At 66.8% G+C, this 21,374-nt stretch carries 15 protein-coding genes; 14 read left to right on the top strand and 1 reads right to left on the bottom strand.

Translation table 11 applies throughout. From position 1 onward, the window contains the following. The first annotated feature begins 171 nt into the window (after positions 1–171). The 4 genes from BKK80_RS14615 to ntrC all read left to right on the top strand — a co-directional run bounded on the left by BKK80_RS14615 (position 172) and on the right by ntrC (position 5,061). Complete coding sequence (locus BKK80_RS14615; protein ID WP_071013863.1) at positions 172–1,587, top strand: 3-hydroxylaminophenol mutase; 1,416 nt, start codon at positions 172–174, stop codon at positions 1,585–1,587. A 133-nt stretch (positions 1,588–1,720) separates the two neighbouring features. Further along, positions 1,721–2,275: a DUF4124 domain-containing protein gene (locus tag BKK80_RS14610; RefSeq protein ID WP_156811290.1), complete on the top strand. Its 555-nt coding sequence runs from the start codon at positions 1,721–1,723 to the stop codon at positions 2,273–2,275. 4 nt (positions 2,276–2,279) lie between these two features. Continuing rightward, positions 2,280–3,437 carry a nitrogen regulation protein NR(II) gene (glnL, locus tag BKK80_RS14605; protein ID WP_071013858.1) on the top strand — a complete coding sequence of 386 codons (1,158 nt, stop codon included), beginning with the start codon at positions 2,280–2,282 and terminating at the stop codon, positions 3,435–3,437. 91 nt (positions 3,438–3,528) lie between these two features. Then, complete coding sequence (gene ntrC / locus BKK80_RS14600) at positions 3,529–5,061, top strand: nitrogen regulation protein NR(I) (protein ID WP_071013857.1); 1,533 nt, start codon at positions 3,529–3,531, stop codon at positions 5,059–5,061. Between the two features lie 113 nt (positions 5,062–5,174). On the opposite strand, the gene BKK80_RS14595 is transcribed toward ntrC, so the two are convergent. Then, positions 5,175–5,966, bottom strand: coding sequence for an HAD-IIB family hydrolase (locus BKK80_RS14595; protein ID WP_071013855.1), 792 nt, complete (start codon positions 5,964–5,966; stop codon positions 5,175–5,177). Between the two features lie 226 nt (positions 5,967–6,192). On the opposite strand from BKK80_RS14595, the gene ugpB reads away from it, so the two are divergent. The 10 genes from ugpB (at position 6,193) to BKK80_RS14545 (ending at position 21,374) form a co-directional block, all read left to right on the top strand. Continuing rightward, on the top strand, positions 6,193–7,509 hold the full coding sequence (gene ugpB / locus BKK80_RS14590; RefSeq protein WP_071013853.1) for a sn-glycerol-3-phosphate ABC transporter substrate-binding protein UgpB: 1,317 nt from the start codon (positions 6,193–6,195) through the stop codon (positions 7,507–7,509). 76 nt (positions 7,510–7,585) lie between these two features. Continuing rightward, positions 7,586–8,467 carry a sn-glycerol-3-phosphate ABC transporter permease UgpA gene (gene ugpA / locus BKK80_RS14585; RefSeq protein WP_071013852.1) on the top strand — a complete coding sequence of 294 codons (882 nt, stop codon included), beginning with the start codon at positions 7,586–7,588 and terminating at the stop codon, positions 8,465–8,467. A gap of 21 nt (positions 8,468–8,488) precedes the next feature. Next, positions 8,489–9,337 (top strand): sn-glycerol-3-phosphate ABC transporter permease UgpE, encoded by an 849-nt coding sequence (gene ugpE, locus BKK80_RS14580; RefSeq protein WP_071013850.1) that lies wholly within the window; start codon positions 8,489–8,491, stop codon positions 9,335–9,337. 28 nt (positions 9,338–9,365) lie between these two features. Next, positions 9,366–10,463: a sn-glycerol-3-phosphate import ATP-binding protein UgpC gene (locus BKK80_RS14575; protein WP_071013849.1), complete on the top strand. Its 1,098-nt coding sequence runs from the start codon at positions 9,366–9,368 to the stop codon at positions 10,461–10,463. Between the two features lies 1 nt (position 10,464). Further along, positions 10,465–11,253, top strand: a complete 789-nt coding sequence (ugpQ, locus tag BKK80_RS14570) for a glycerophosphodiester phosphodiesterase (RefSeq protein ID WP_071070069.1) — start codon at positions 10,465–10,467, stop codon at positions 11,251–11,253. A 364-nt stretch (positions 11,254–11,617) separates the two neighbouring features. After that, on the top strand, positions 11,618–14,470 hold the full coding sequence (locus tag BKK80_RS14565) for a 2-oxoglutarate dehydrogenase E1 component (protein WP_071013845.1): 2,853 nt from the start codon (positions 11,618–11,620) through the stop codon (positions 14,468–14,470). 92 nt (positions 14,471–14,562) lie between these two features. Continuing rightward, entirely contained in the window at positions 14,563–15,819 is a 1,257-nt protein-coding gene (gene odhB / locus BKK80_RS14560; protein WP_071070067.1) for a 2-oxoglutarate dehydrogenase complex dihydrolipoyllysine-residue succinyltransferase, read from the top strand. Positions 15,820–15,924: 105 nt separating this feature from the next. Then, positions 15,925–17,349: a dihydrolipoyl dehydrogenase gene (lpdA, locus tag BKK80_RS14555; RefSeq protein ID WP_071013842.1), complete on the top strand. Its 1,425-nt coding sequence runs from the start codon at positions 15,925–15,927 to the stop codon at positions 17,347–17,349. 156 nt (positions 17,350–17,505) lie between these two features. Then, positions 17,506–18,603, top strand: coding sequence for a cell division protein ZapE (gene zapE, locus BKK80_RS14550; protein ID WP_071013839.1), 1,098 nt, complete (start codon positions 17,506–17,508; stop codon positions 18,601–18,603). Positions 18,604–18,773: 170 nt separating this feature from the next. Then, the gene (locus tag BKK80_RS14545) at positions 18,774–21,374 is read left to right on the top strand and encodes a heavy metal translocating P-type ATPase (protein WP_084545592.1); all 2,601 of its coding nucleotides are present in this window, start codon (positions 18,774–18,776) and stop codon (positions 21,372–21,374) included.

The following is a 21,374-nucleotide window of genomic DNA, read 5'->3' as shown; positions in this document are numbered from 1 at the left end:
CGGGAGCAGCAGCGCATTTTGGGGATTCCGCTGGCATGCTTTCTGCTAACATTCCTCGTCCCTTTCGAGGCCGATTTTCCCAGGCGCGCCATGGCTGAATGGCCGAACCGCCAGGAGGATCGACGAAAGAATGGCTCTTACTGAACTCAGCCGCATTCCCAGGAGATAGGCATGGCCAACAGCGTTGCAGACGTGATGAAGCTGGTGAAGGAAAACGACGTCAAGTTCGTCGATTTCCGCTTCACCGATACCAAGGGCAAAGAGCAGCACGTCTCCGTGCCCGTGTCGCACTTCGACGAGGACAAGTTCGAGAGCGGCCACGCCTTCGACGGTTCGTCGATCGCCGGCTGGAAGGGTATCGAGGCTTCGGACATGCTGCTGATGCCGGACTCGAACACCGCCCACGTCGACCCGTTCTACGAAGAGCCGACGCTGGTGCTGACCTGCGACGTGATCGAGCCCTCGGATGGCAAGGGCTATGACCGCGATCCGCGCTCCATCGCCAAGCGCGCCGAAGCCTACCTGAAGAGCACCGGCCTGGGCGATACCGCCTTCTTCGGCCCGGAGCCCGAGTTCTTCATCTTCGACGGCGTGACCTGGAACGTCGATATGCAGGGCTGCTTCGTCAAGATCCACTCGGAAGAAGCGCCGTGGTCCTCGGCCAAGGAATTCGAGCATGGCAACAGCGGCCATCGTCCGGGCAAGAAGGGTGGCTACTTCCCCGTCGCCCCGATCGACACCTTCCAGGACATCCGTTCGGAGATGTGCCTGATCCTGGAATCGCTGGGCATCCCCGTGGAAGTCCACCACCACGAAGTGGCGGGCCAGGGCCAGAACGAGATCGGCACCAAGTTCAGCACGCTGGTGCAGCGCGCCGACTGGACCCAGCTGCAGAAGTACGTGATCCAGAACGTCGCCCACACCTACGGCAAGACCGCCACCTTCATGCCGAAGCCCATCGTCGGCGACAACGGCTCGGGCATGCACGTGCACCAGTCCGTGTGGAAGGACGGCCAGAACCTGTTCGCGGGTAACGGCTACGCCGGCCTGTCGGAATTCGCGCTGTACTACATCGGCGGCATCATCAAGCATGCGCGCGCGCTGAACGCCATCACCAACCCGGGCACGAACTCGTACAAGCGTCTGGTGCCGGGCTTCGAAGCCCCGGTCAAGCTGGCCTACTCGGCCCGCAACCGCTCGGCCTCGATCCGTATCCCGTACGTGGCGAACCCGAAGGGCCGTCGTATCGAGACCCGCTTCCCGGATCCGCTGATGAACCCGTACCTGGGCTTCTCGGCGCTGCTGATGGCCGGCCTGGACGGCGTGCAGAACAAGATCCACCCGGGCGAGGCTGCCGACAAGAACCTGTACGACCTGCCGCCGGAAGAAGACGCGAAGATCCCGACCGTGTGCTCGAGCCTCGACCAAGCCCTCGAGTACCTGGACAAGGACCGCGAATTCCTGACCCGTGGCGGCGTCTTCTCGAACTCGATGATCGATGCCTACATCGAGCTGAAGATGGAAGAAGTGACCCGCTTCCGCATGACGACCCATCCGGTCGAATTCGAGATGTACTACTCGCTGTAAGCGCAACCGTTGCCCGGTTGTGACCTGGCAACAGAAGCACTGGAAAGGGGCAGCCTAGGCTGTCCCTTTTTCTTTTGTCGCAGTTCCGCTGAACTAGAATGGGGCTCCGCGCTCAACCCTAGCTCTGATGTCGATGCCAACCCAACCGTCCGTCCCGACGCTGCTCACCTCCAACTGCCGGCGCCTGCACCGTTTGCGTGAATCGATCCCTGTCCTTGGTGCCATTCTGGTGCTGGCCGCCACAGGCTGGAGCATGCCGGTGGCGGCGCAGTCCTCCGACGTCTATGTCTGCACGGGCCCGAACGGCGTGCCGGAGTACCGCAACGGCAACGGCGGCAAGAACTGCCGCAAGCTGAACCTGCCGGAGGTGGTGGCCGTACCCGGTGGGCGCACCGCGCCCGCGGCCACCGCCAGGCCGGCGCCGGGGGGCTTCCCGCGTGTGGACGGTGCCACGCAGAAGAGCCGCGATGGCGAGCGCCGCGCGGTGCTGGAGCAGGAATTGCAGAGCGAGCAGGCCAGGCTGGCGTCGCTGCGTGCCGAATACAACAACGGCGAGCCAGAGCGTCAAGGCAATGAACGCAATTACCAGAAGTATCTCGATCGCACCGCCGCGCTGCGTGACAACATCACGCGCAGCGAAGCCAACGTCGCGGCGTTGCAGCGGGAACTCGCCAACCTGAAGGACTGAATCCATGCGCCGCTTGATTCGCAGCGTTTCGCGCCGCGTGACAGCCACCGACCGTGGTGCCGCGGCCGCCGGCCAGGCCGCCGGCGTGCAGGAGGATCCTGCCGAGGCCCCGCTGCACGCCGGCCTCGATGTGATGGCCAACCCCGTGCTGCTGGTGCGTGCCGCCAGCCTGCGCATCGTCTATGCGAATGCCGCGGCGGAGGCCAGCTTCGCGGTGTCGCGCAAGTCCATGCGCGAGATGGCGCTGCCGGAACTGTTCGGGCCCTCCGAGGAATTGGCCGGCATGATCGAGAGCGTGCGCACGCGGCAGTTCGACGTGCGCCGCCAGGACGTGGTGCTGCAGCGCGCGCTGCAGGAGCCTAGCCATGCCCACGTGGTGGTCGGCGTGCTCGAGGCCACGGCCGACACCGTGCTGGTCGAGGTGCTGCCCAACGAGCAGAAGGTGCGCAGCGAGCGCGAGGAGCGCATCCTCGACCTGACCTCCGCCAACAAGGAACTGATCCGCAACCTGGCGCACGAGATCAAGAACCCGCTCGGCGGCATCCGCGGCGCCGCCCAGCTGCTCGAGTTCGAGTTGCCCGAGCGCGGGCTGCGCGAGTACACCCAGGTCATCATCAAGGAGTCGGACCGGCTGCAGACGCTGGTCGACCGCCTGCTGGAGCCGCACCGGCACCCCCATATCGTCTCGGAGCTCAATATCCACGAGGTGCTGGAGCGCGTGCGCCTGGTGGTGCTGGCCGAATTCCCCAACGGCCTGGAGATCGTGCGTGACTACGATGCCAGCCTGCCCGACCTGCGCGGCGACAAGGAGCAACTGATCCAGGCGGTGCTCAACATCGTCCACAACGCGGCGCAGGCGCTGGCGGACCGCATCGCCGCCGGTGATGCGCAGATCGTGCTGCGCACGCGCGTGGCCCGCCAGGTGACCATCGCCAAGCGGCTTTTCAAGCTGGCATTGGATTTGCATATCATCGACAACGGCCCCGGCATTCCCGAGGATATTCGCGAACGCATCTTCTACCCGCTGGTGTCGGGCAAGGATGGCGGCAGCGGTCTCGGTCTCACACTCGCTCAAACCTTCGTGCAGCAGCACGAAGGCTTGATCGAATGCGAGAGCCGGCCGGGCTGTACCGACTTCCGCATCCTGCTGCCGCTGCATTAGTCCGCATCGGCGTACCGGGCGACCGCATCGCAGGCCGCTGGCAGCCGGAGCGACGGAAGACCATATGACACCGAGCAGACAAGCGACGCATATGAAGCCGATCTGGATAGTCGACGACGATCAATCAATCCGCTGGGTCCTGGAAAAGGCCCTTGCCCGGGAAAGCCTGCTCTCGCGCAGTTTCACCAATGTGCGCGACGTGCTGGCCGCGCTGGAGGAGGATGAGCCGCAGGTGCTGATCTCCGACATCCGCATGCCGGGCGGCTCCGGACTGGACCTGCTGCAAGCGATCAAGGCGCGCCATCCCGGACTGCCCGTGATCGTGATGACGGCCTACTCGGACCTGGACAGCGCGGTCGCTGCCTTCCAGGGCGGGGCCTTCGAATACCTGGCCAAGCCCTTCGACGTGGACAAGGCGGTGGAGCTGATCCGCCGCGCGCTGGAAGAGAGCCTGCGCGAGGAGGAGATGGACGAGCGCCTGGCGGACGCGCCCGAGATCCTCGGCCAGGCTCCGGCAATGCAGGATGTCTTCCGCGCCATCGGGCGCCTGTCGCAGTCGAACGTGACGGTGATGATCACCGGCGAGTCCGGCACCGGCAAGGAACTGGTGGCGCGTGCCCTGCACAAGCACAGCCCGCGCGCCAACGGGCCATTCATCGCGCTCAATACCGCGGCCATTCCCAAGGACCTGCTGGAATCGGAGCTGTTCGGCCACGAGCGCGGTGCCTTCACCGGCGCGCAGACCATGCGGCGCGGGCGCTTCGAGCAGGCCGAGGGGGGCACGCTGTTCCTCGATGAAATCGGCGACATGCCGTTCGACCTGCAGACGCGCCTGCTGCGCGTGCTGTCGGACGGCAACTTCTATCGCGTGGGCGGGCACAATCCGCTGCGCGCCAATGTGCGGGTGATTGCCGCCACCCACCAGAACCTGGAGTCCCGCGTCAAGGACGGCTTGTTCCGCGAGGACTTGTTCCATCGCCTCAACGTGATCCGCCTGCGCCTGCCGCCGCTGCGCGAACGGCCCGAGGACATCACGCTGCTGGCGCGGCATTTCCTGCAGAAGAGCGCCAAGGAACTCGGTGTCGAGCCCAAGCGCATGTCGGACGAGGCCCTGGCCTATGTCAGCACGCTGCCTTTCCCGGGCAATGTGCGCCAGCTCGAGAACCTGTGCAACTGGCTGACGGTGATGGCGCCGGCGCAGACCGTCGAGGTGAAGGACCTGCCGCGCGAGATGATCGGTGGCGAGGTGCCTGCCATGCCTGCGCCGATGCGCCAGCCGGAGCGTATGGTCGAAGCCTACGGCGCAGGCCGCGCCGGGGAGGGCAGCGAGGCGCTGCTGGCCGAGGGGGGCGGTATGCCCGTGCTGGAGGCCGCGCCCGTTCCGTTGGCGGGGCGGCCGGCCGCCGCGCTGCCCGACTGGGAGAGCCTGCTGGCGGGAGAGGCGCGTGCCATGCTGGAATCAGGCCAGCCCGAGGTCATGGACATCCTGACCCGGCGCTTTGAGAAGGCCGTGCTGGAGGCAGCGCTTGGCGTCACACGCGGACGCCGGGTCGAGGCCGCCACCCGCCTGGGCATCGGGCGTAACACGATCACGCGCAAGCTGCAGGAGCTGGGCTTCGATTGAGCGCCCGGCGGGCGTGCCCGCGGACCAGTCAACCGGGCTTCTCGGCGAGCCCTGCGGCCGGGCCAGTCCCGGCCGTTTTTCTTCCCGCCGCCCAGCCGGGCGGACGGCGGCGTTCAGCCGCGTGCCGCGAGCAGCAGGCCGGCCATCTCGGCAAAACCCTCGCCGCCGCTGGCCTCGGTCACGTAGGCAGGCGGTGTCGGCAACTGGTCGGCAATGGCGCGCACATTGGCGACGCCGACCGAGAGCGGGAAGTGCGCGAACATCGAGGCGTCGTTGGCCGAGTCGCCGATGAATAGCCACTGCCCGCGCTCGGCGTCGAGGTCGGCCCCCAGCAGTTCGGCCGCGCACAGCCGGCTCATGCTGAGCTTGTCATGCTGGCCGAACCAGCCGTTCACATGAATCGAACTGACTGTCGCGGTCATGCCGGCGTCGCGCATCAGCGCCGCGATGCGCGCCACCGCCGGCGCGGGCAGGGGCGCCACGTCCTCGGCATGGTCGATGGCCAGGTCGGCCGCATGCCAGGCCTGGTCCGAAGCCAGTGCGGAACCCGGTACTTCCCTCAGGATGCGCGCGCCCAGCGCCTGGATGCGCGCCAGGTTATCCGCCCGCGTGGCGGCGTCGTCGAGGAAGCGCGTATGCAATCGACCCGCGCGCAGATGCGAATAGAAAGCGCCGTTCTCGCCGATGATCGCGTCGACCGGCCACAGCCGGGCCAGGATTTCGGCCCAGGCGATGCAGCGGCCCGTCACCGGGATCAGGTGCAGCCCGGCATCCCTGATCTGCTGCATGGCGAGGTAGGTGGCTGCCGGCAGGCGGCCGTCGGATGTCAGGGTGCCGTCGATATCGGTCAGCACGCCGCGGATACCGCGCAGGGCGGCGGGGGGCAGGGTCTGGATGGCTTGCATGGCGGCGCATTCTATCCGTGTCCGCGCAGGCGAACGACCTTTCTGCCATCTTTGTCTTTTTTTTTCGATTGTGAGGGATTGCCCGGTTTCCACGCGGCGAAAGCGAGGGTAACATCCCGCTGTCATAAAACTGGAATAGATTCGAACGCTTTTGTTGTTCGTTTCGTTTCGTTTCCAAACATTACCTTGCGCCGAAACGGGTGGCGCAAGAAACCGGAGATCGCTCATGTTCCTGAAACGTACCGCCTTGACGCTCGCCGCGCTGCCGCTGATGGTTGCCGCGGGATCGGCTCATGCCGTTACCGAGATCCAGTGGTGGCATTCGATGGAGGGCGCCCTGAACGACAAGGTCAACGAACTCGCCAACAAGTTCAACGCCAGCCAGTCCGACTACAAGATCGTGCCGGTGTACAAGGGCCAGTACGACGAGTCGCTGGCCGCCGGCATCGCGGCCTACCGCGCCGGCAACGCACCGGCCATCCTGCAGGTGTTCGAGGTGGGCACGGCCACCATGATGAATGCCAAGGGCGCGATCGTGCCGGTCAGCAAGGTCATGAAGGATGCCGGCGAGAAGTTCGATGCCAAGGCCTACGTGCCCGCCGTGGCCGGCTACTACACCTCGAGCAAGGGGGACATGCTGTCCTTCCCCTTCAACAGCTCGACCACGATCATGTATTACAACAAGGACGCCTTCAAGAAGGCGGGCCTGGATCCGAACAAGCCGCCCGCAACCTGGCAGGAAGTGGCGATCGACGCGGCCAAGCTGAAGGCCGCCGGCGTGCCCTGCGGCTATACCACTGACTGGCAGTCGTGGGTGCACCTGGAGAGCTTCTCGGCTTGGCACAATGTGTCGTTCGCCACCGAGAACAACGGCTTCGGCGGTCCCAAGGCTCGCCTGAATTTCAATGGTCCGGTCCAGGTCCAGCACATCGAGCATATGCTCGACATGGCAAAGAAGGGCTATTTCACCTACGCCGGCCGCAAGGACGAGCCGAAGGCGAAGTTCATCGCCGGTGAGTGCGCGATGCACACCGGTTCGTCGGCCGCGCTGGCCAACATCCGCAAGAACGCCAAGTTCAATTTCTCTCCGGCACCGCTGCCCTATGAGGCCGGCGTGCCCGGCGCGCCGCAGAACACCATCATCGGCGGCGCCTCGCTGTGGGTGATGGGCGGCCACAAGGCCGACGAGTACAAGGGCGTGGCCAGGTTCTTCACCTTCCTGTCGCGTCCGGAGATCCAGGCGGACTGGCACCAGTCGACCGGCTACCTGCCGGTGACCATGGCGGCCTACGAACTGACCAAGAAGTCCGGCTACTATGACAAGAACCCGGGTGCCGACGTCGCGGTCAAGCAGATGATCGTCAAGACCACCGACAAGTCGCGCGGCATCCGCCTGGGCAACTTCCCGCAGATCCGTTCGGTGATCGACGAGGAGCTGGAATCCGTCTGGGCCGGCAAGAAGACGCCGAAGGCTGCCCTGGACGAGGCCGTGGCGCGCGGCAACGAACTGCTGGTCCGCTTCGAGAAGACCGTCAAGGAATAACACGACGGGCGTGCGCGCCGCCTCACTGCCGGCCCGCGGCGAAAGCGCGGGCCGGCAGTGCATTTTGAGAGTCTTCATGGAAAAGCGAGTTGTCTTCCGATCGCGCTGGCTGCCCTACCTGCTGGTGGCGCCGCAGATCGTCGTCACCCTGGTGTTCTTCTTCTGGCCGGCCGGGCAGGCCCTGTACCAGTCGCTGCTGCGCCAGGACGCCTTCGGCATCAGCCTCGAATTCGTCGGCCTGGAGAACTTCCAGGACCTGCTCGGCGACCCCACCTACCTCGGGTCCTTCAAGACCACCGCGTTGTTCGCCATCGGCGTGACGGTGGTCGGCCTGGGCACGTCGCTGGCGCTGGCTTATTTCGCCGACCGCGCGCTGCGCGGCGCGACCTTCTACAAGACCCTGCTGATCTGGCCCTACGCGATCGCGCCGGCCGTGGCCGGGGTGCTGTGGAGTTTCCTGTTCAATCCCACGCTGGGCATCGTCTCCTACGTCATCCGCATGATGGGGGTGGAGTGGAATTACGTGCTCAACGGCGGGCAGGCCATGCTGCTGGTGGTGGTCATCGCCGCCTGGAAGCAGATCAGCTACAACTTCCTGTTCTTCCTGGCCGGGCTGCAGAGCATCCCCAAGTCGCTGATCGAGGCCGCCGCCATCGACGGCGCCGGGCCCTGGAAGCGCTTCTGGTCGATCGTCTTCCCGCTGCTGTCGCCCACCACCTTCTTCCTGATGGTGGTGAACATCGTCTACGCCTTCTTCGACACCTTCGCCATCATCGACTCGGTGACGCAGGGCGGCCCGTTCAAGGCCACCGAGACGCTGGTCTTCAAGGTCTACCAGGACGGCGTGCGCGGGCTGGACATCGGCGGTTCGGCCGCGCAATCGGTGATCCTGATGGCGGTGGTGATCGTGTTGACCATCGTCCAGTTCCGCTACGTCGAGCGCAAAGTCCAATACTAAGCAATACAAGGGTCCGGACCCATGATCGAACGCCGTCCATTCCTGGACTTCCTCACCCACCTCGTGCTGATTCTGGGCGTGGTGATCGTCGCCTTCCCGGTGTATGTGGTCTTCGTCGCGTCGTCGCTGACGGCGCAGGACGTGCTGCAGGCGCCGATGACGCTGATCCCCGGCCCGCACCTGATCGAGAACTACCGCCAGGTGCTGACGCAAGGCATGGGCAATTCGGCCACGCCGGTCGGCACCATGCTGATGAACAGCCTGATCATGGCGCTGGGGATCTCGCTCGGCAAGATCGCCATCTCCATCATCTCGGCTTTCGCCATCGTCTATTTCCGCTTCCCGCTGCGCAAGACCTTTTTCTGGCTGATCTTCGTCACGCTGATGCTGCCGGTGGAAGTGCGCATCCTGCCGACCTACAAGGTGGTGTCCGACCTGGGCATGATCAACAGCTACTTCGGCCTGACCATCCCCATCATCGCCTCGGCCACCGCCACCTTCCTGTTCCGCCAGTTCTTCCTCACCATTCCGGACGAACTGGCCGAAGCCGCCCGCATCGACGGGGCCGGTCCGCTGAAGTTCTTCTGGGACGTGGTGCTGCCGCTGTCGCGCACCAGCATCGCCGCGCTGTTCGTGATCCAGTTCATCTACGGCTGGAACCAGTACCTGTGGCCGCTGCTGATCACCACCGACAAGAGCCTGACGCCGATCGTGCTGGGCGTGACGCAGATGATCTCGCGGTCCGGCGATTCCGCCACCGACTGGAACCTGCTGATGGCCACCGTGATGCTGGCGATGGTCCCGCCGGCCCTGGTGGTGATCTTCATGCAGCGCTGGTTCGTCAAGGGCCTGGTGGAAACCGAGAAGTAAAAGACAAGATATTGGAAGTCAATCCGCAATGGCAAAACTGTCCCTACGCAACGTCCAGAAGACCTACGCCGGCAATGTCCAGGTGGTGCACGGCATCGACATGGAGATCGCCGACGGCGAGTTCATCGTGATCGTCGGCCCCTCCGGCTGCGGCAAGTCCACGCTGCTGCGCATGGTGGCCGGCCTGGAGGCCATCACCGGCGGCGAAGTCTGGATCGGCGAGCGCGTGGTCAACCAGCTGGAACCGGCCGAGCGCGATATCGCCATGGTGTTCCAGAACTACGCGCTCTATCCGCACATGAGCGTCTACGAGAACATGGCCTACGGGCTGAAGATCCGCGGCATGGACAAGGCCGAGATCGCCAAGCGCGTCGAGCATGCCGCCGGCATCCTCGAGCTGGCGCCGCTGCTGTCGCGCAGGCCGCGCCAGCTCTCCGGCGGCCAGCGCCAGCGGGTGGCCATGGGCCGTGCCATCGTGCGCGAGCCGGCGGTCTTCCTGTTCGACGAGCCGCTGTCGAACCTCGACGCCAAGCTGCGCGTGCAGATGCGCCTGGAGCTGAAGGAACTGCACCGGCGCCTGCGAACCACCAGTCTGTACGTGACCCACGACCAGGTCGAGGCGATGACGCTGGCCGATCGCATGATGGTGCTCAACGGTGGCCGCGTCGAGCAGATCGGCACGCCGCTCGAGGTCTACTCGCGTCCGGCCAGCACCTTCGTCGCCAGCTTCATCGGTTCGCCGCCGATGAACCTGGTGCCGGTGGTGCGGGATGGCGCCAACGGCCAGGTCGGCATGAAGGTGGTGGCGGGGCAGGGTGGTGGCGCTGGCGCTTCGCTGGGCCACCTGCCGATGGGGCTGCACCTGCCCGAGCGCGCGCTGCTCGGCCTGCGCCCCGAGCACATCGAGCCATGCGCCGCGCACGAGGCCATTGCCGAGGTCGAAGTGCGCGTGGTGGAGGCGCTCGGCGCCGACTCGTTCGCCTACGGCGCGCTGGGCGGCCAGCCGGTGGTGGTGCGGCTGGACAGCCAGCTCAAGGTGCGCGCGGGCGACCGCCTGCCGATCACCTCCAGCGCCGACCACCTGCACTTCTTCGATACCGATTCCGGCAAGCGCATCGAGGCCTGACATGTCCGCACCCGACACCGCGGCCGCGGCCGCTTTCGCCCCCTGGCCGGCGCCCTGGCCGTATCCGCGCCACATCGCCCACCGCGGCGCCGGCAAGCTGGCGCCGGAGAACACGCTGGCGGCTTTCCGCCACGGTGCCTCGTTCGGCTACCGCATGTTCGAGTTCGACGTGAAGCTGTCTGCCGACGGCAAGCCGGTGCTGCTGCACGACGCGACGCTCGACCGGACCACCAGCGGCCACGGCCGTGCCGACGCGCTGACGCTGGGCGAACTGGCCATGCTGGATGCCGGCGGCTGGCACAGTCCGGCCTTCGCCGGCGAGCCCATCCCCACGCTGGCGGCAGTGGCGCGCTACACCCGCGCCAACGGCTTCCTGGTCAATATCGAGATCAAGCCGGTACCCGGCGCCGAGCGCCGGACCGGTGCCGCCGTGGCGCTGGACGCGGCGGCGCTGTGGGCCGGCAGCGCGGTGCCGCCGCTGCTGTCTTCCTTCTCGGAAGCCGCGCTGGAGGCCGCGCGCGAAGCCGTGCCGACGCTGCCGCGGGCCCTGCTGATGGACCGCCTGCCCGCCGACTGGCTCGAACGGCTGCGCCGGCTCGATTGCGTGGCCCTCGATGCCAACCATCGGGAGCTGGACCGGCAGGTGATCGAGGCCGCCCACCAGGCGGGCTTCCGCGTAGCCTGCTACACGGTCAACGACTCCGCCCGCGCGGCGGAGCTGCTCGGCTGGGGGCTCGATGCCCTGATCACCGATGCGGTCGACCGCATCGTGCCCGATCCGGTGGCATAGCGAGCCGGCCGCAAGGGCTGCATGCTTGCGCGCGGGGGTGATGGGCGGCACCCCGCAGACCGAATCCGTCACTTTCCGGCAATAATCGCCGGCACTGTTGTAGTACTACCGCGTATACCCGGAAAAAACGCGGGCGCGCCTAGGCAAACGTGCTATGCTTATGCGAGTGAAGACTTAGGTCCTTCCCGCACAACTTGCCCTTGAAGGTCCTCAGCAGTGTCGGCGCCGCCCAAACCAGGCTGGCGCCGTTTGCTTAAGAGGGGCTTCAAAGAGTTGTTTGCAATCCGCTAACCGGTCAAGCCGTGTCGCGGAAGGTTGATGAACCCGCTTAACTCCGGCAGTCCCGGAGAATAGTGAGCGCCCCATGATGCAGCAGTATCAGAGCAATTCGTACCTCTTCGGCGGTAACGCGCCCTACGTGGAAGAGCTGTACGAAGCCTATCTCGAAAACCCCGCCTCGGTTCCCGACAACTGGCGTGCGTATTTCGACGCGATGCAGAACGTGCCCGCCGTCGATGGTTCCAACGCCCGCGACATCCCCCACGCTCCCATCGTCGCCTCGTTCGCCGAGCGCGCCAAGCAAGGCCCGATCAAGACCATCGTCGCCTCGGCCGATTCGGACATGGGCCGCAAGCGCGTGGCCGCCACGCAGCTGATCGCCGCCTACCGCAACATCGGTTCGCACTGGGCCGACCTCGATCCGCTCAAGCGCCAGGAGCGTCCGCCCCTGCCGGACCTGGATCCCGCCTTCTACGGTTTCTCCGAGAGCGATCTCGACATCGTCTTCAATGCCAGCAATACCTATTTCGGCAAGGAGTCGATGAGCCTGCGCGAGTTGATCAACAACCTGCGCGAGACTTACTGCGGCACCATCGGCGCCGAGTTCATGTACATCAGCGACCAGGCGCAGAAGCGCTGGTGGCAGGAGCGCCTGGAAACCACGCGTTCCAAGCCGGTGTTCACGCTGGAGAAGAAGAAGCACATCCTGGAGCGCCTGACCGCCGCCGAAGGCCTCGAGCGCTTCCTGCACACCAAGTACGTCGGCCAGAAGCGCTTCTCGCTGGAAGGCGGTGAAAGCTTCATCGCCGCGATGGATGAACTGGTCCAGCACGCCGGCGGCAAGGGCGTGCAGGAAATCGTGATCGGCATGGCCCACCGCGGCCGCCTGAACGTGCTGGTCAACACCCTGGGCAAGATGCCGGCGGACCTGTTCGCCGAGTTTGAAGGCAAGCACGTCGATGACCTGCCTGCCGGCGACGTCAAGTACCACAAGGGCTTCTCGTCGGACGTCTCCACCGAGGGCGGCCCGGTCCACCTGTCGCTGGCCTTCAACCCGTCCCACCTGGAAATCGTCAACCCGGTGGTCGAGGGTTCGTCCAAGGCCCGCCAGGAACGCCGCGGCGGTGCCGGCCACAAGGAAGTGCTGCCGGTGCAGGTGCACGGCGACGCAGCCTTCGCCGGCCAGGGCGTGGTGATGGAAACGCTGAACCTGGCGCAGACCCGCGGCTATGGCACGGGCGGCACGATGCACATCGTGATCAACAACCAGATCGGCTTCACCACCTCCGACCCGCGTGACGCACGTTCGACGCTGTACTGCACGGACGTGGTCAAGATGATCGAGGCGCCGGTGCTGCACGTGAACGGCGACGATCCCGAAGCCGTGGTGTTCGCCATGCAGCTGGCAGTCGACTTCCGCATGGAATTCAACAAGGACGTCGTCGTCGACATCATCTGCTTCCGCAAGCTGGGCCACAACGAGCAGGACACGCCTGCCGTCACCCAGCCGCTGATGTACAAGAAGATCGGCCAGCACCCCGGCACGCGCAAGCTGTATGCCGACAAGCTGACGGCGCAGAACCTGACCGGCGGCGAGTTCGGCGACCAGCTGGTTAAGGAATACCGTGCCGCCATGGATGCGGGCAAGCTGACCGTCGACCCGGTGCTGTCGAACTTCAAGAACAAGTTCGCGGTGGATTGGATCCCCTTCCTGAACCGCAAGTGGACCGACGCCGCCGACACCGCCGTGCCGGTGACCGAGCTCAAGCGCCTGGCCGAGCGTATCACCACCATCCCCGAGCACCTGAAGCTGCACCCGCTGGTGGAGAAGGTGATCAAGGACCGCGCCAACATGGGCCGTGGCGACCAGTCGCTGGACTGGGGCATGGGTGAGCACCTGGCCTTCGCCTCGCTGGTGGCCTCGGGCTACGCCGTGCGCATCACCGGCCAGGACGCCGGCCGTGGCACTTTCACCCACCGCCACGCCGTGCTGCACGACCAGAACCGTGAGCGCTGGGATGCCGGTTCCTACGTGCCGCTGCAGAACGTCTCGGAAGGCCAGGCCCCGTTCACCGTGATCGACTCCGTGCTGTCCGAAGAGGCAGTGCTGGGCTTCGAATATGGTTACTCGACCGCCGAGCCGAACGCCCTGGTGATCTGGGAGGCCCAGTTCGGCGACTTCGTCAACGGCGCCCAGGTGGTGATCGACCAGTTCATCAGCTCCGGCGAAGTGAAGTGGGGCCGCGCCTCGGGCCTGACCCTGATGCTGCCGCACGGCTACGAAGGCCAGGGTCCGGAACACAGCTCGGCGCGCATCGAGCGTTTCCTGCAATTGTGTGCCGACCACAACATGCAGGTAGCCCAGCCGACCACGCCGGCGCAGATCTTCCACCTGCTGCGCCGCCAGATGATCCGCCTGTTCCGCAAGCCGCTGGTCATCATGACGCCGAAGTCGCTGCTGCGTAACAAGGATGCGGTGTCGCCGCTGGCCGACCTCGCCAAGGGCCACTTCGAGACCGTGATCGGCGACCAGGGCGACCTCAACGCCGCCAAGGTCAAGCGCGTGGTCCTGTGCTCGGGCAAGGTCTACTACGACCTGGTCAATACCCGCAAGGAACGCGACGCGTCGGATACCGCCGTGATCCGCCTGGAGCAGCTCTACCCGTTCCCGCACAAGGCACTGGCGGCCGAGCTCAAGAAGTACCCGGGCGCGACCGAGATCGTCTGGTGCCAGGACGAGCCGCAGAACCAGGGTGCATGGTTCTTCGTGCAGCACTACATCATGGAGAACATGACCGACGGCCAGAAGCTCGGCTACGCCGGTCGCCCGGCTTCGGCCTCGCCTGCCGTGGGCTACTACGCCAAGCACAACGAGCAGCAGAAGGCGCTGCTCGACGCGGCCTTCTCCAAGCTCAAGGGCTTCGTGCTGACCAAGTAATCGAGACTGCCCGGGCGGCGCGATCACCGATCGCGTCGCCCGGTGCCATGCATCGTCGAAGAACACACGCATACATCTAGGAATATCCAACCATGGCTATTGTTGACGTCAAGGTTCCCCAACTGTCCGAGTCGGTCGCCGAAGCGACCATGCTGAACTGGAAGAAGAAGCCCGGCGAGGCTGTCGCCCAGGACGAAATCCTGATCGAAATCGAGACCGACAAGGTCGTGCTCGAAGTGCCGGCCCCCTCCGCCGGCGTGCTGTCGCAGATCGTCAAGAATGACGGCGACACCGTCGTCGCCGACGAAATCATCGCCAAGATCGACACCGAAGCCACCGCCGGCGCCCCGGCCCCGGCCGCCGCCGCGCCCGCTCCGGCCGCCGCGCCCGCTGCCGCTCCGGCTGCCGCTGCCGCTGCCGCTCCGGCCGGCGCCGTCGCCATGCCGTCGGCCGCCAAGCTGATGGCCGAAGGCAATCTGTCGGCCGGCCAGGTCGCCGGCACCGGCAAGGATGGCCGCATCACCAAGGGTGACGTGCTGGCCGCCTCCGCCGCCCCGGCACCGGCCGCCAAGGCCGCTCCCGCTCCGGCAGCCGCCAAGCCGGCGCTGCAGCAGGTCGCCGCCCCGGTCGACTTCGCCGCCCTGGGCGACCGCCCGGAAGAGCGCGTGCCGATGAGCCGCCTGCGTGCCCGTATCGCCGAGCGCCTGCTGCAATCGCAAGCCACCAACGCCATCCTCACCACCTTCAATGAAGTGAACATGAAGCCGGTGATGGACCTGCGCAACAAGTACAAGGACAAGTTCGAGAAGGAACACGGCGTCAAGCTGGGTTTCATGTCCTTCTTCGTCAAGGCAGCGGTGCACGCGCTGAAGAAGTTCCCGCTGATCAATGCCTCGATCGACGGTAACGACATCGTCTACCACGGCTACTTCGACATCGGTATCGCGGTCGGTTCGCCGCGTGGCCTGGTGGTGCCCATCCTGCGCAATGCCGACCAGATGAGCCTGGCCGACATCGAGAAGAAGATCGCCGAATTCGGCGTGAAGGCCCGCGACGGCAAGCTGTCGCTGGAAGAACTGACCGGCGGTACGTTCTCCATCTCCAATGGCGGCGTGTTCGGTTCGATGCTGTCGACCCCGATCATCAACCCGCCGCAATCGGCCATCCTGGGCGTGCACGCCACCAAGGAGCGTGCCGTGGTGGAAGACGGCCAGATCGTGATCCGTCCGATGAACTACCTGGCCATGTCCTACGACCACCGCATCATCGACGGCCGCGAAGCCGTGCTGGGCCTGGTCGCCATGAAGGACGCGCTGGAAGATCCGGCCCGCCTGCTGCTGGACCTGTAATCCGGCTGTCACGCCATGCCGCCGCCGCGCCCGCGCGGCCGGTGGCCTGAAGAATCGAAAGCGCCCCGGCCGGCATCTGCCGGGCGGGCCGCAAAAGGAATCTCCATGAGCAAACAATTCGACGTGCTGGTGATCGGCGCCGGTCCCGGCGGCTACATCGCTGCCATCCGCGCCGGCCAGCTGGGCCTGAACGTGGCCTGCTGCGAAGGCAACGCCTACGACGATCCGAAGAACGAGCCCCGCCTGGGCGGCACCTGCCTGAACGTGGGCTGCATTCCCTCCAAGGCGCTGCTGGCCTCCTCGGAAGAGTTCGAGAACGTCTCGCACCACCTGGGCGACCACGGCATCACCGTGGGCGACGTCAAGGTCGACGTGGCCAAGATGCTCAAGCGCAAGGACGATATCGTCGGCAAGATGACCAAGGGCATCGAGTTCCTGTTCCGCAAGAACAAGGTCACGCTGCTCAAGGGCTACGGCAAGTTCGTCGGCAAGACCGCCGAGGGCTTCCAGGTCGAGATCGCCGGCGAAGTCGTCACCGCCAAGCAGGTCATCATCGCCACCGGCTCGAAGGCACGTCACCTGCCTGGCATCGCCGTCGACAACAACCTGATCAGCGATAACGAAGGCGCGCTCAAGTTCGCCTCCGTGCCGAAGAAGCTGGGCGTGATCGGCGCCGGCGTGATCGGCCTGGAGCTGGGCTCGGTGTGGCGTCGCCTGGGTGCCGACGTGACCGTGCTGGAAGCCCTGCCGGCCTTCCTGGGCGCCGCCGACGAAGGCGTAGCCAAGGAAGCGCAGAAGCAGCTGACCAAGCAAGGCCTGAAGTTCCACCTGGGCGTCAAGGTCGACGAGGTCACCACCGGCAAGGATGGCGTGACCGTGCGCTATACCGACAAGGATGGCGCGGCGCAGACGCTGGAAGTCGACCGCCTGATCGTCTCGGTCGGCCGTGTGCCCAACACCGACAACCTGGGCCTGGAAGCCGTCGGCCTGGCGACCGACCAGCGCGGCTTCATCGAGGTCGATGACCACTGCGCGACCAAGGTGCCGGGCCTGTGGGCCATCGGCGACGTGGTGCGCGGCCCGATGCTGGCGCACAAGGCGGAAGACGAAGGCGTGGCCGTGGCCGAGCGCATCGTCGGCCAGAAGCCGCATATCGACTACAATTGCGTTCCCTGGGTCATCTACACCTTCCCGGAAATCGCCTGGGTCGGCAAGACCGAGCAGCAGCTCAAGGCCGAGGGCCGCGAGTACAAGGCCGGCCAGTTCCCCTTCATGGCCAATGGCCGTGCGCTGGGCATGGGCCACGCCGACGGCTTCGTCAAGATGCTGGCGGACGCCAAGACCGACGAGATCCTGGGCGTGCACGTGGTTGCCGCCAACGCGTCGGACCTGATCGCCGAAGCCGTGGTGGCGATGGAGTTCAAGGCCGCCAGCGAAGACATCGGCCGTGTCTGCCACCCGCACCCGTCGATGTCCGAGGTCATGCGCGAAGCTGCGCTGGCCGTGGACAAGCGTCAGCTCAATATGTAAGGTCCGCGCCTTTGCAGGCCTGACATCTTGCAGCTTCGGCGCGCCGTTCGCACGGCGCGCCGTTTTCGCTTTCAGGCGCGGCATCGCCTCTTCCGCGCCGACGCACAGTCCGGCAGCGGTCGCGGCCGCCGCCGGCAACACAAGACAGCAGACAGCATGAACGTTCGCGAGTACTACGATCAGGAACTGAAGCAGCGCGGCTACACCTCGGACGAGGCCCAGCTGCGCGCGGTCGAGCGGTTGCAGCGGTGTTACGACGACTGGGTCGCCTACAAGGGCCGCCGCAACAATGCGCTGAAGAAACTGCTGGTCCATCCCGAGGTACCGCGCGGCGTCTACATGTGGGGCGGGGTGGGGCGCGGCAAGTCCTTCCTGATGGACAGTTTCTACGCCTGCGTGCCGGTGGTGCGCAAGACCCGCCTGCATTTCCACGAGTTCATGCGCGAGGTGCACCGCCAGCTCGAAGAGTTGCGCGGCCGGCCCGATCCGCTCGACGAACTGGCACGCCGCATCGCCAAGCGCTTCCGTCTGATCTGCTTCGACGAATTCCACGTCAACGATGTCGCCGACGCGATGATCCTGCATCGCCTGCTGCAGCAGCTGTTCGCCAACGGTGTGCAGTTCGTGATGACGTCCAACTACCGGCCCGATCTGCTCTATCCGGACGGACTGCACCGCGACCGCGTGCTGCCCGCCATCGCGCTGTTGCAGGAGAAGCTCGATGTCCTCAACGTGGACGCCGGCATCGACTACCGCAAGCGCACGCTGGCGCAGGTGCAGGCCTACCATACCCCGCTCGGGGCCAAGGCCAATTCGGCCCTGCGCGATGCCTTCACCGGCTTGGCCGGGGTGGCTGACGAATCGCCGATCCTGCATATCGAGCACCGCGAGCTGCGTGCGCTGCGGCGCGCCAACGGCGTGGTGTGGTTCGATTTCGCCACCCTGTGCGGCGGCCCGCGCTCGCAGAACGATTATCTCGAGATCGCCTCGCAGTTCCACACGGTGATCCTGTCCGAGGTGCCGCGCATGACGCCGCGCATGTCGTCCGAGGCGCGCCGCTTCACCTGGTTGATCGACGTCTTCTACGACCACAAGGTCAAGCTGCTGATGTCGGCCGAGGTGCCCGCCGACGAGCTCTACGTCGAAGGCCAGATGGCCAACGAATTCCACCGCACGGTGTCGCGCATCATCGAGATGCAGTCGCGCGAGTATCTCGAGTCCGAGCGGCGCGTGGTGGATACGACACTGACCTGAAGGCGCCCGCCGGCCCGCCGGGGCGCCGGCTCACGGGTCCCTGCCTGCGGGGGATGCCGGCCCCAGGTACAGGCCGCCTTTCCCGGCGGCAGCCGGCCCGGGACTTGATCTGCGTCAAGTTCGTTTGACGGCTGTGCCTCTACCATGCATCGGGTAAAAAGAGACCCCCGATGCCTTCTGCCGACACATGTCCCCTGCCAGCCGGCACGCGTGCCGTGCCGCGCCCGCTTGCGGGCGGGACGGGGCGCCACGCCGCGGCAGCCTGCTTTCACTGCGGGCAGGCCCTGCCCGAGGCCGGTGTCCTCCGCGCAGACATCGATGGCGAGGCGCGTGCATTCTGCTGCGGAGGTTGCCAGGCCCTGGCGCAGACGCTGCACGCGGCCGGCTTCGGCCATCTCTATGGCGACCAGACGCGTTTCGCCCGCCCGATCGACGATGCCGCGCGGCGCGAGGCTGAGCCGGTGTGGGCAGCCTACGACAGCGAGGAACTGCGCGCGCAGTTCGTGCGGCCGCTCGATGGCGGGCGCGCCGAAATCACGCTGACCCCCGAGAACATCCGCTGTGCCGCCTGCGCCTGGCTGATCGAGCAGCACCTGGCGCGGCTGCCGGGCGTCGAGTCGGTCGTGGCCAACGTGGCCACCCGCCGCGTGCTGGTGCGCTGGCGCCCGCAGCAGACCGGCGTTGCCGGCCTGCTGGCGGCACTGGCCGAGATCGGCTACCTTGCCTGGCCCTTCGAGCTGTCGCGCTCGGACGCGGATGACCGGCGCGAGCGCCGCGGCCTGCTGATGCGGCTGGCGGTGGCCATGCTGGGCATGATGCAGGTGATGATGTACGCGTGGCCGATCTACACGCACGAGGCCACCATCGACCCCGCCATGCTGCAGCTGATGCGCTGGGCCAGCCTGCTGCTGACGCTGCCGGTCGTGCTGTATTCCGCCTCCCCCATCTTCGCCGGTGCCTGGCGCAGCCTGCGCCGGGGCCACGCCGGCATGGACGTGCCGGTGGCACTGGGCATCGGCGCGGGTTTCCTGGCCAGCGTGGCGGCGACCGTGCACGGCAGCGGCGAGGTCTACTTCGATTCGGTCACCATGTTCGTCGCCTTCCTGCTGGCGGCGCGATACCTGGAGCTGCGCATGCGGCAGGCCTCGCGCAGCGGCGCGGAGATGCTGGCGCGCCAGTTGCCGGCCACCTGTGAACGCCTGGACGCCGGCGGCAATGTGGAGCGCGTGCCGGTGGCGCGCTTGCGCGCCGGCGACCGCATCCGTGTCAAGGCAGGCGAGGTGGTGCCGGCGGATGGCGTGGTCGAGGCCGGCAGCAGCGCGATCGATGAGTCGATGCTGACCGGCGAGAGCCGGCCGGTCCGGCGCACGGCCGGCGAAGCGGTGCTGGCCGGCTGCTTCAACACCGCCAGCCCGCTCGAGATCCGCGTCGAGCGCATCGGCGCAGGCACGCGCCTGGCGGAGATCGTCGCCGTGCTGGACCGTGCGCTGGCCGACAAGCCCCGCCTGGCGACCTTGGCCGACCGCGTCGCTGGCTGGTTCGTGGCCGCCTTGCTGCTGCTGGCGGGCGTGACCGGCCTGGTCTGGTGGGCCTGGATCGATCCGGCGCGCGCGTTGCTGGTGGCGGTGGCGGTGCTGGTGGTGAGCTGTCCCTGCGCGCTGTCGCTGGCGACGCCGGCTGCGCTGGCGGCTGCCGGCGCCTCGCTGTCGCGGCGCGGCGTGCTGCTGACGCGCGGCCATGCGCTGGAAACGCTGGCGCAGGTCAGCGATGTCGTGCTCGACAAGACCGGGACCTTGACCGAAGGACGCTTCGCGCTGGCCGAGGTGCGTGCGGCGCAGGGCGCGCCAGCCGACCAGTGCCTGGCGCTCGCCGCTGCCATGGAGGCGGCAAGCGAGCATCCCATCGCACAGGCCTTGGCGGCGGCGGCGCAGGAGCGCCGCGCGGCCACGGCGGCCGATGGGGAGGGGGACTCCCCGCCCCAGGTGGTGCCGGTCGCCGCGCTGCGCAGCGTGCCGGGGCAGGGCCTCGAGGCCCGCATCGGCGCGCGGCGCCTGCGGCTCGGACGCCAGTCCTTCGTCGCGGAACTGGCGGGAGGCGCCCCGGGCGATCTTCTGCACGGTGCGGCCGAGCCCGATCTTCCGGCAGGCGCCACCACGGTCTGGCTCGGCGAAGCGGACCGCTGGCTGGCGGCTTTCGTGCTGCACGATGTCGAGCGGGCCCGTACCGGCGTCCTGCTGGCGCGACTGCGGGGCCTGGGCGTGCGCTGCCACCTGGTGTCCGGCGATGATCCGGCGACGGTCGACTGGTGGGCGCGCCGCTTCGGCATCGCCGATGCCCGCGGCGGCACCACGCCCGAGGACAAGCGCGACTATGTGAGCGCGCTGCAGCAGCGCGGCGCGGTCGTGCTGGCGGTCGGTGACGGCATCAACGACGCGCCGGTGCTGGCGCAGGCCCAGGTCTCGATCGCGATCGGCAGCGGCGCTCCGCTGGCGCAGGCCGGCGCGGACGCGGTGCTGGCGCACGGTGGCGTCGACGAGATCGCGACGGCGCTGGCCATCGCTCGCCGCACGCGCCGCGTGGTGCGGCAGAACCTCGCCTGGGCCTTCCTCTACAACGTGCTGGCGATCCCGCTGGCGGCCACCGGCTTCGTCACGGCCTGGATGGCGGGTCTCGGCATGTCGATCTCCTCGCTGCTGGTGGTGGCGAATGCCTGGCGCCTGCTGTCGGCGCCGGCCGCGTCCGGTGCGACGGATCCAGCCTCGGAGGACTGA

Origin of the sequence: Cupriavidus malaysiensis, assembly GCF_001854325.1 — a bacterium.
GTDB lineage: Bacteria > Pseudomonadota > Gammaproteobacteria > Burkholderiales > Burkholderiaceae > Cupriavidus > Cupriavidus malaysiensis.
Note: the sequence above shows the minus strand (reverse complement) of the source record. Positions and strands in the feature narration are given on the sequence as shown.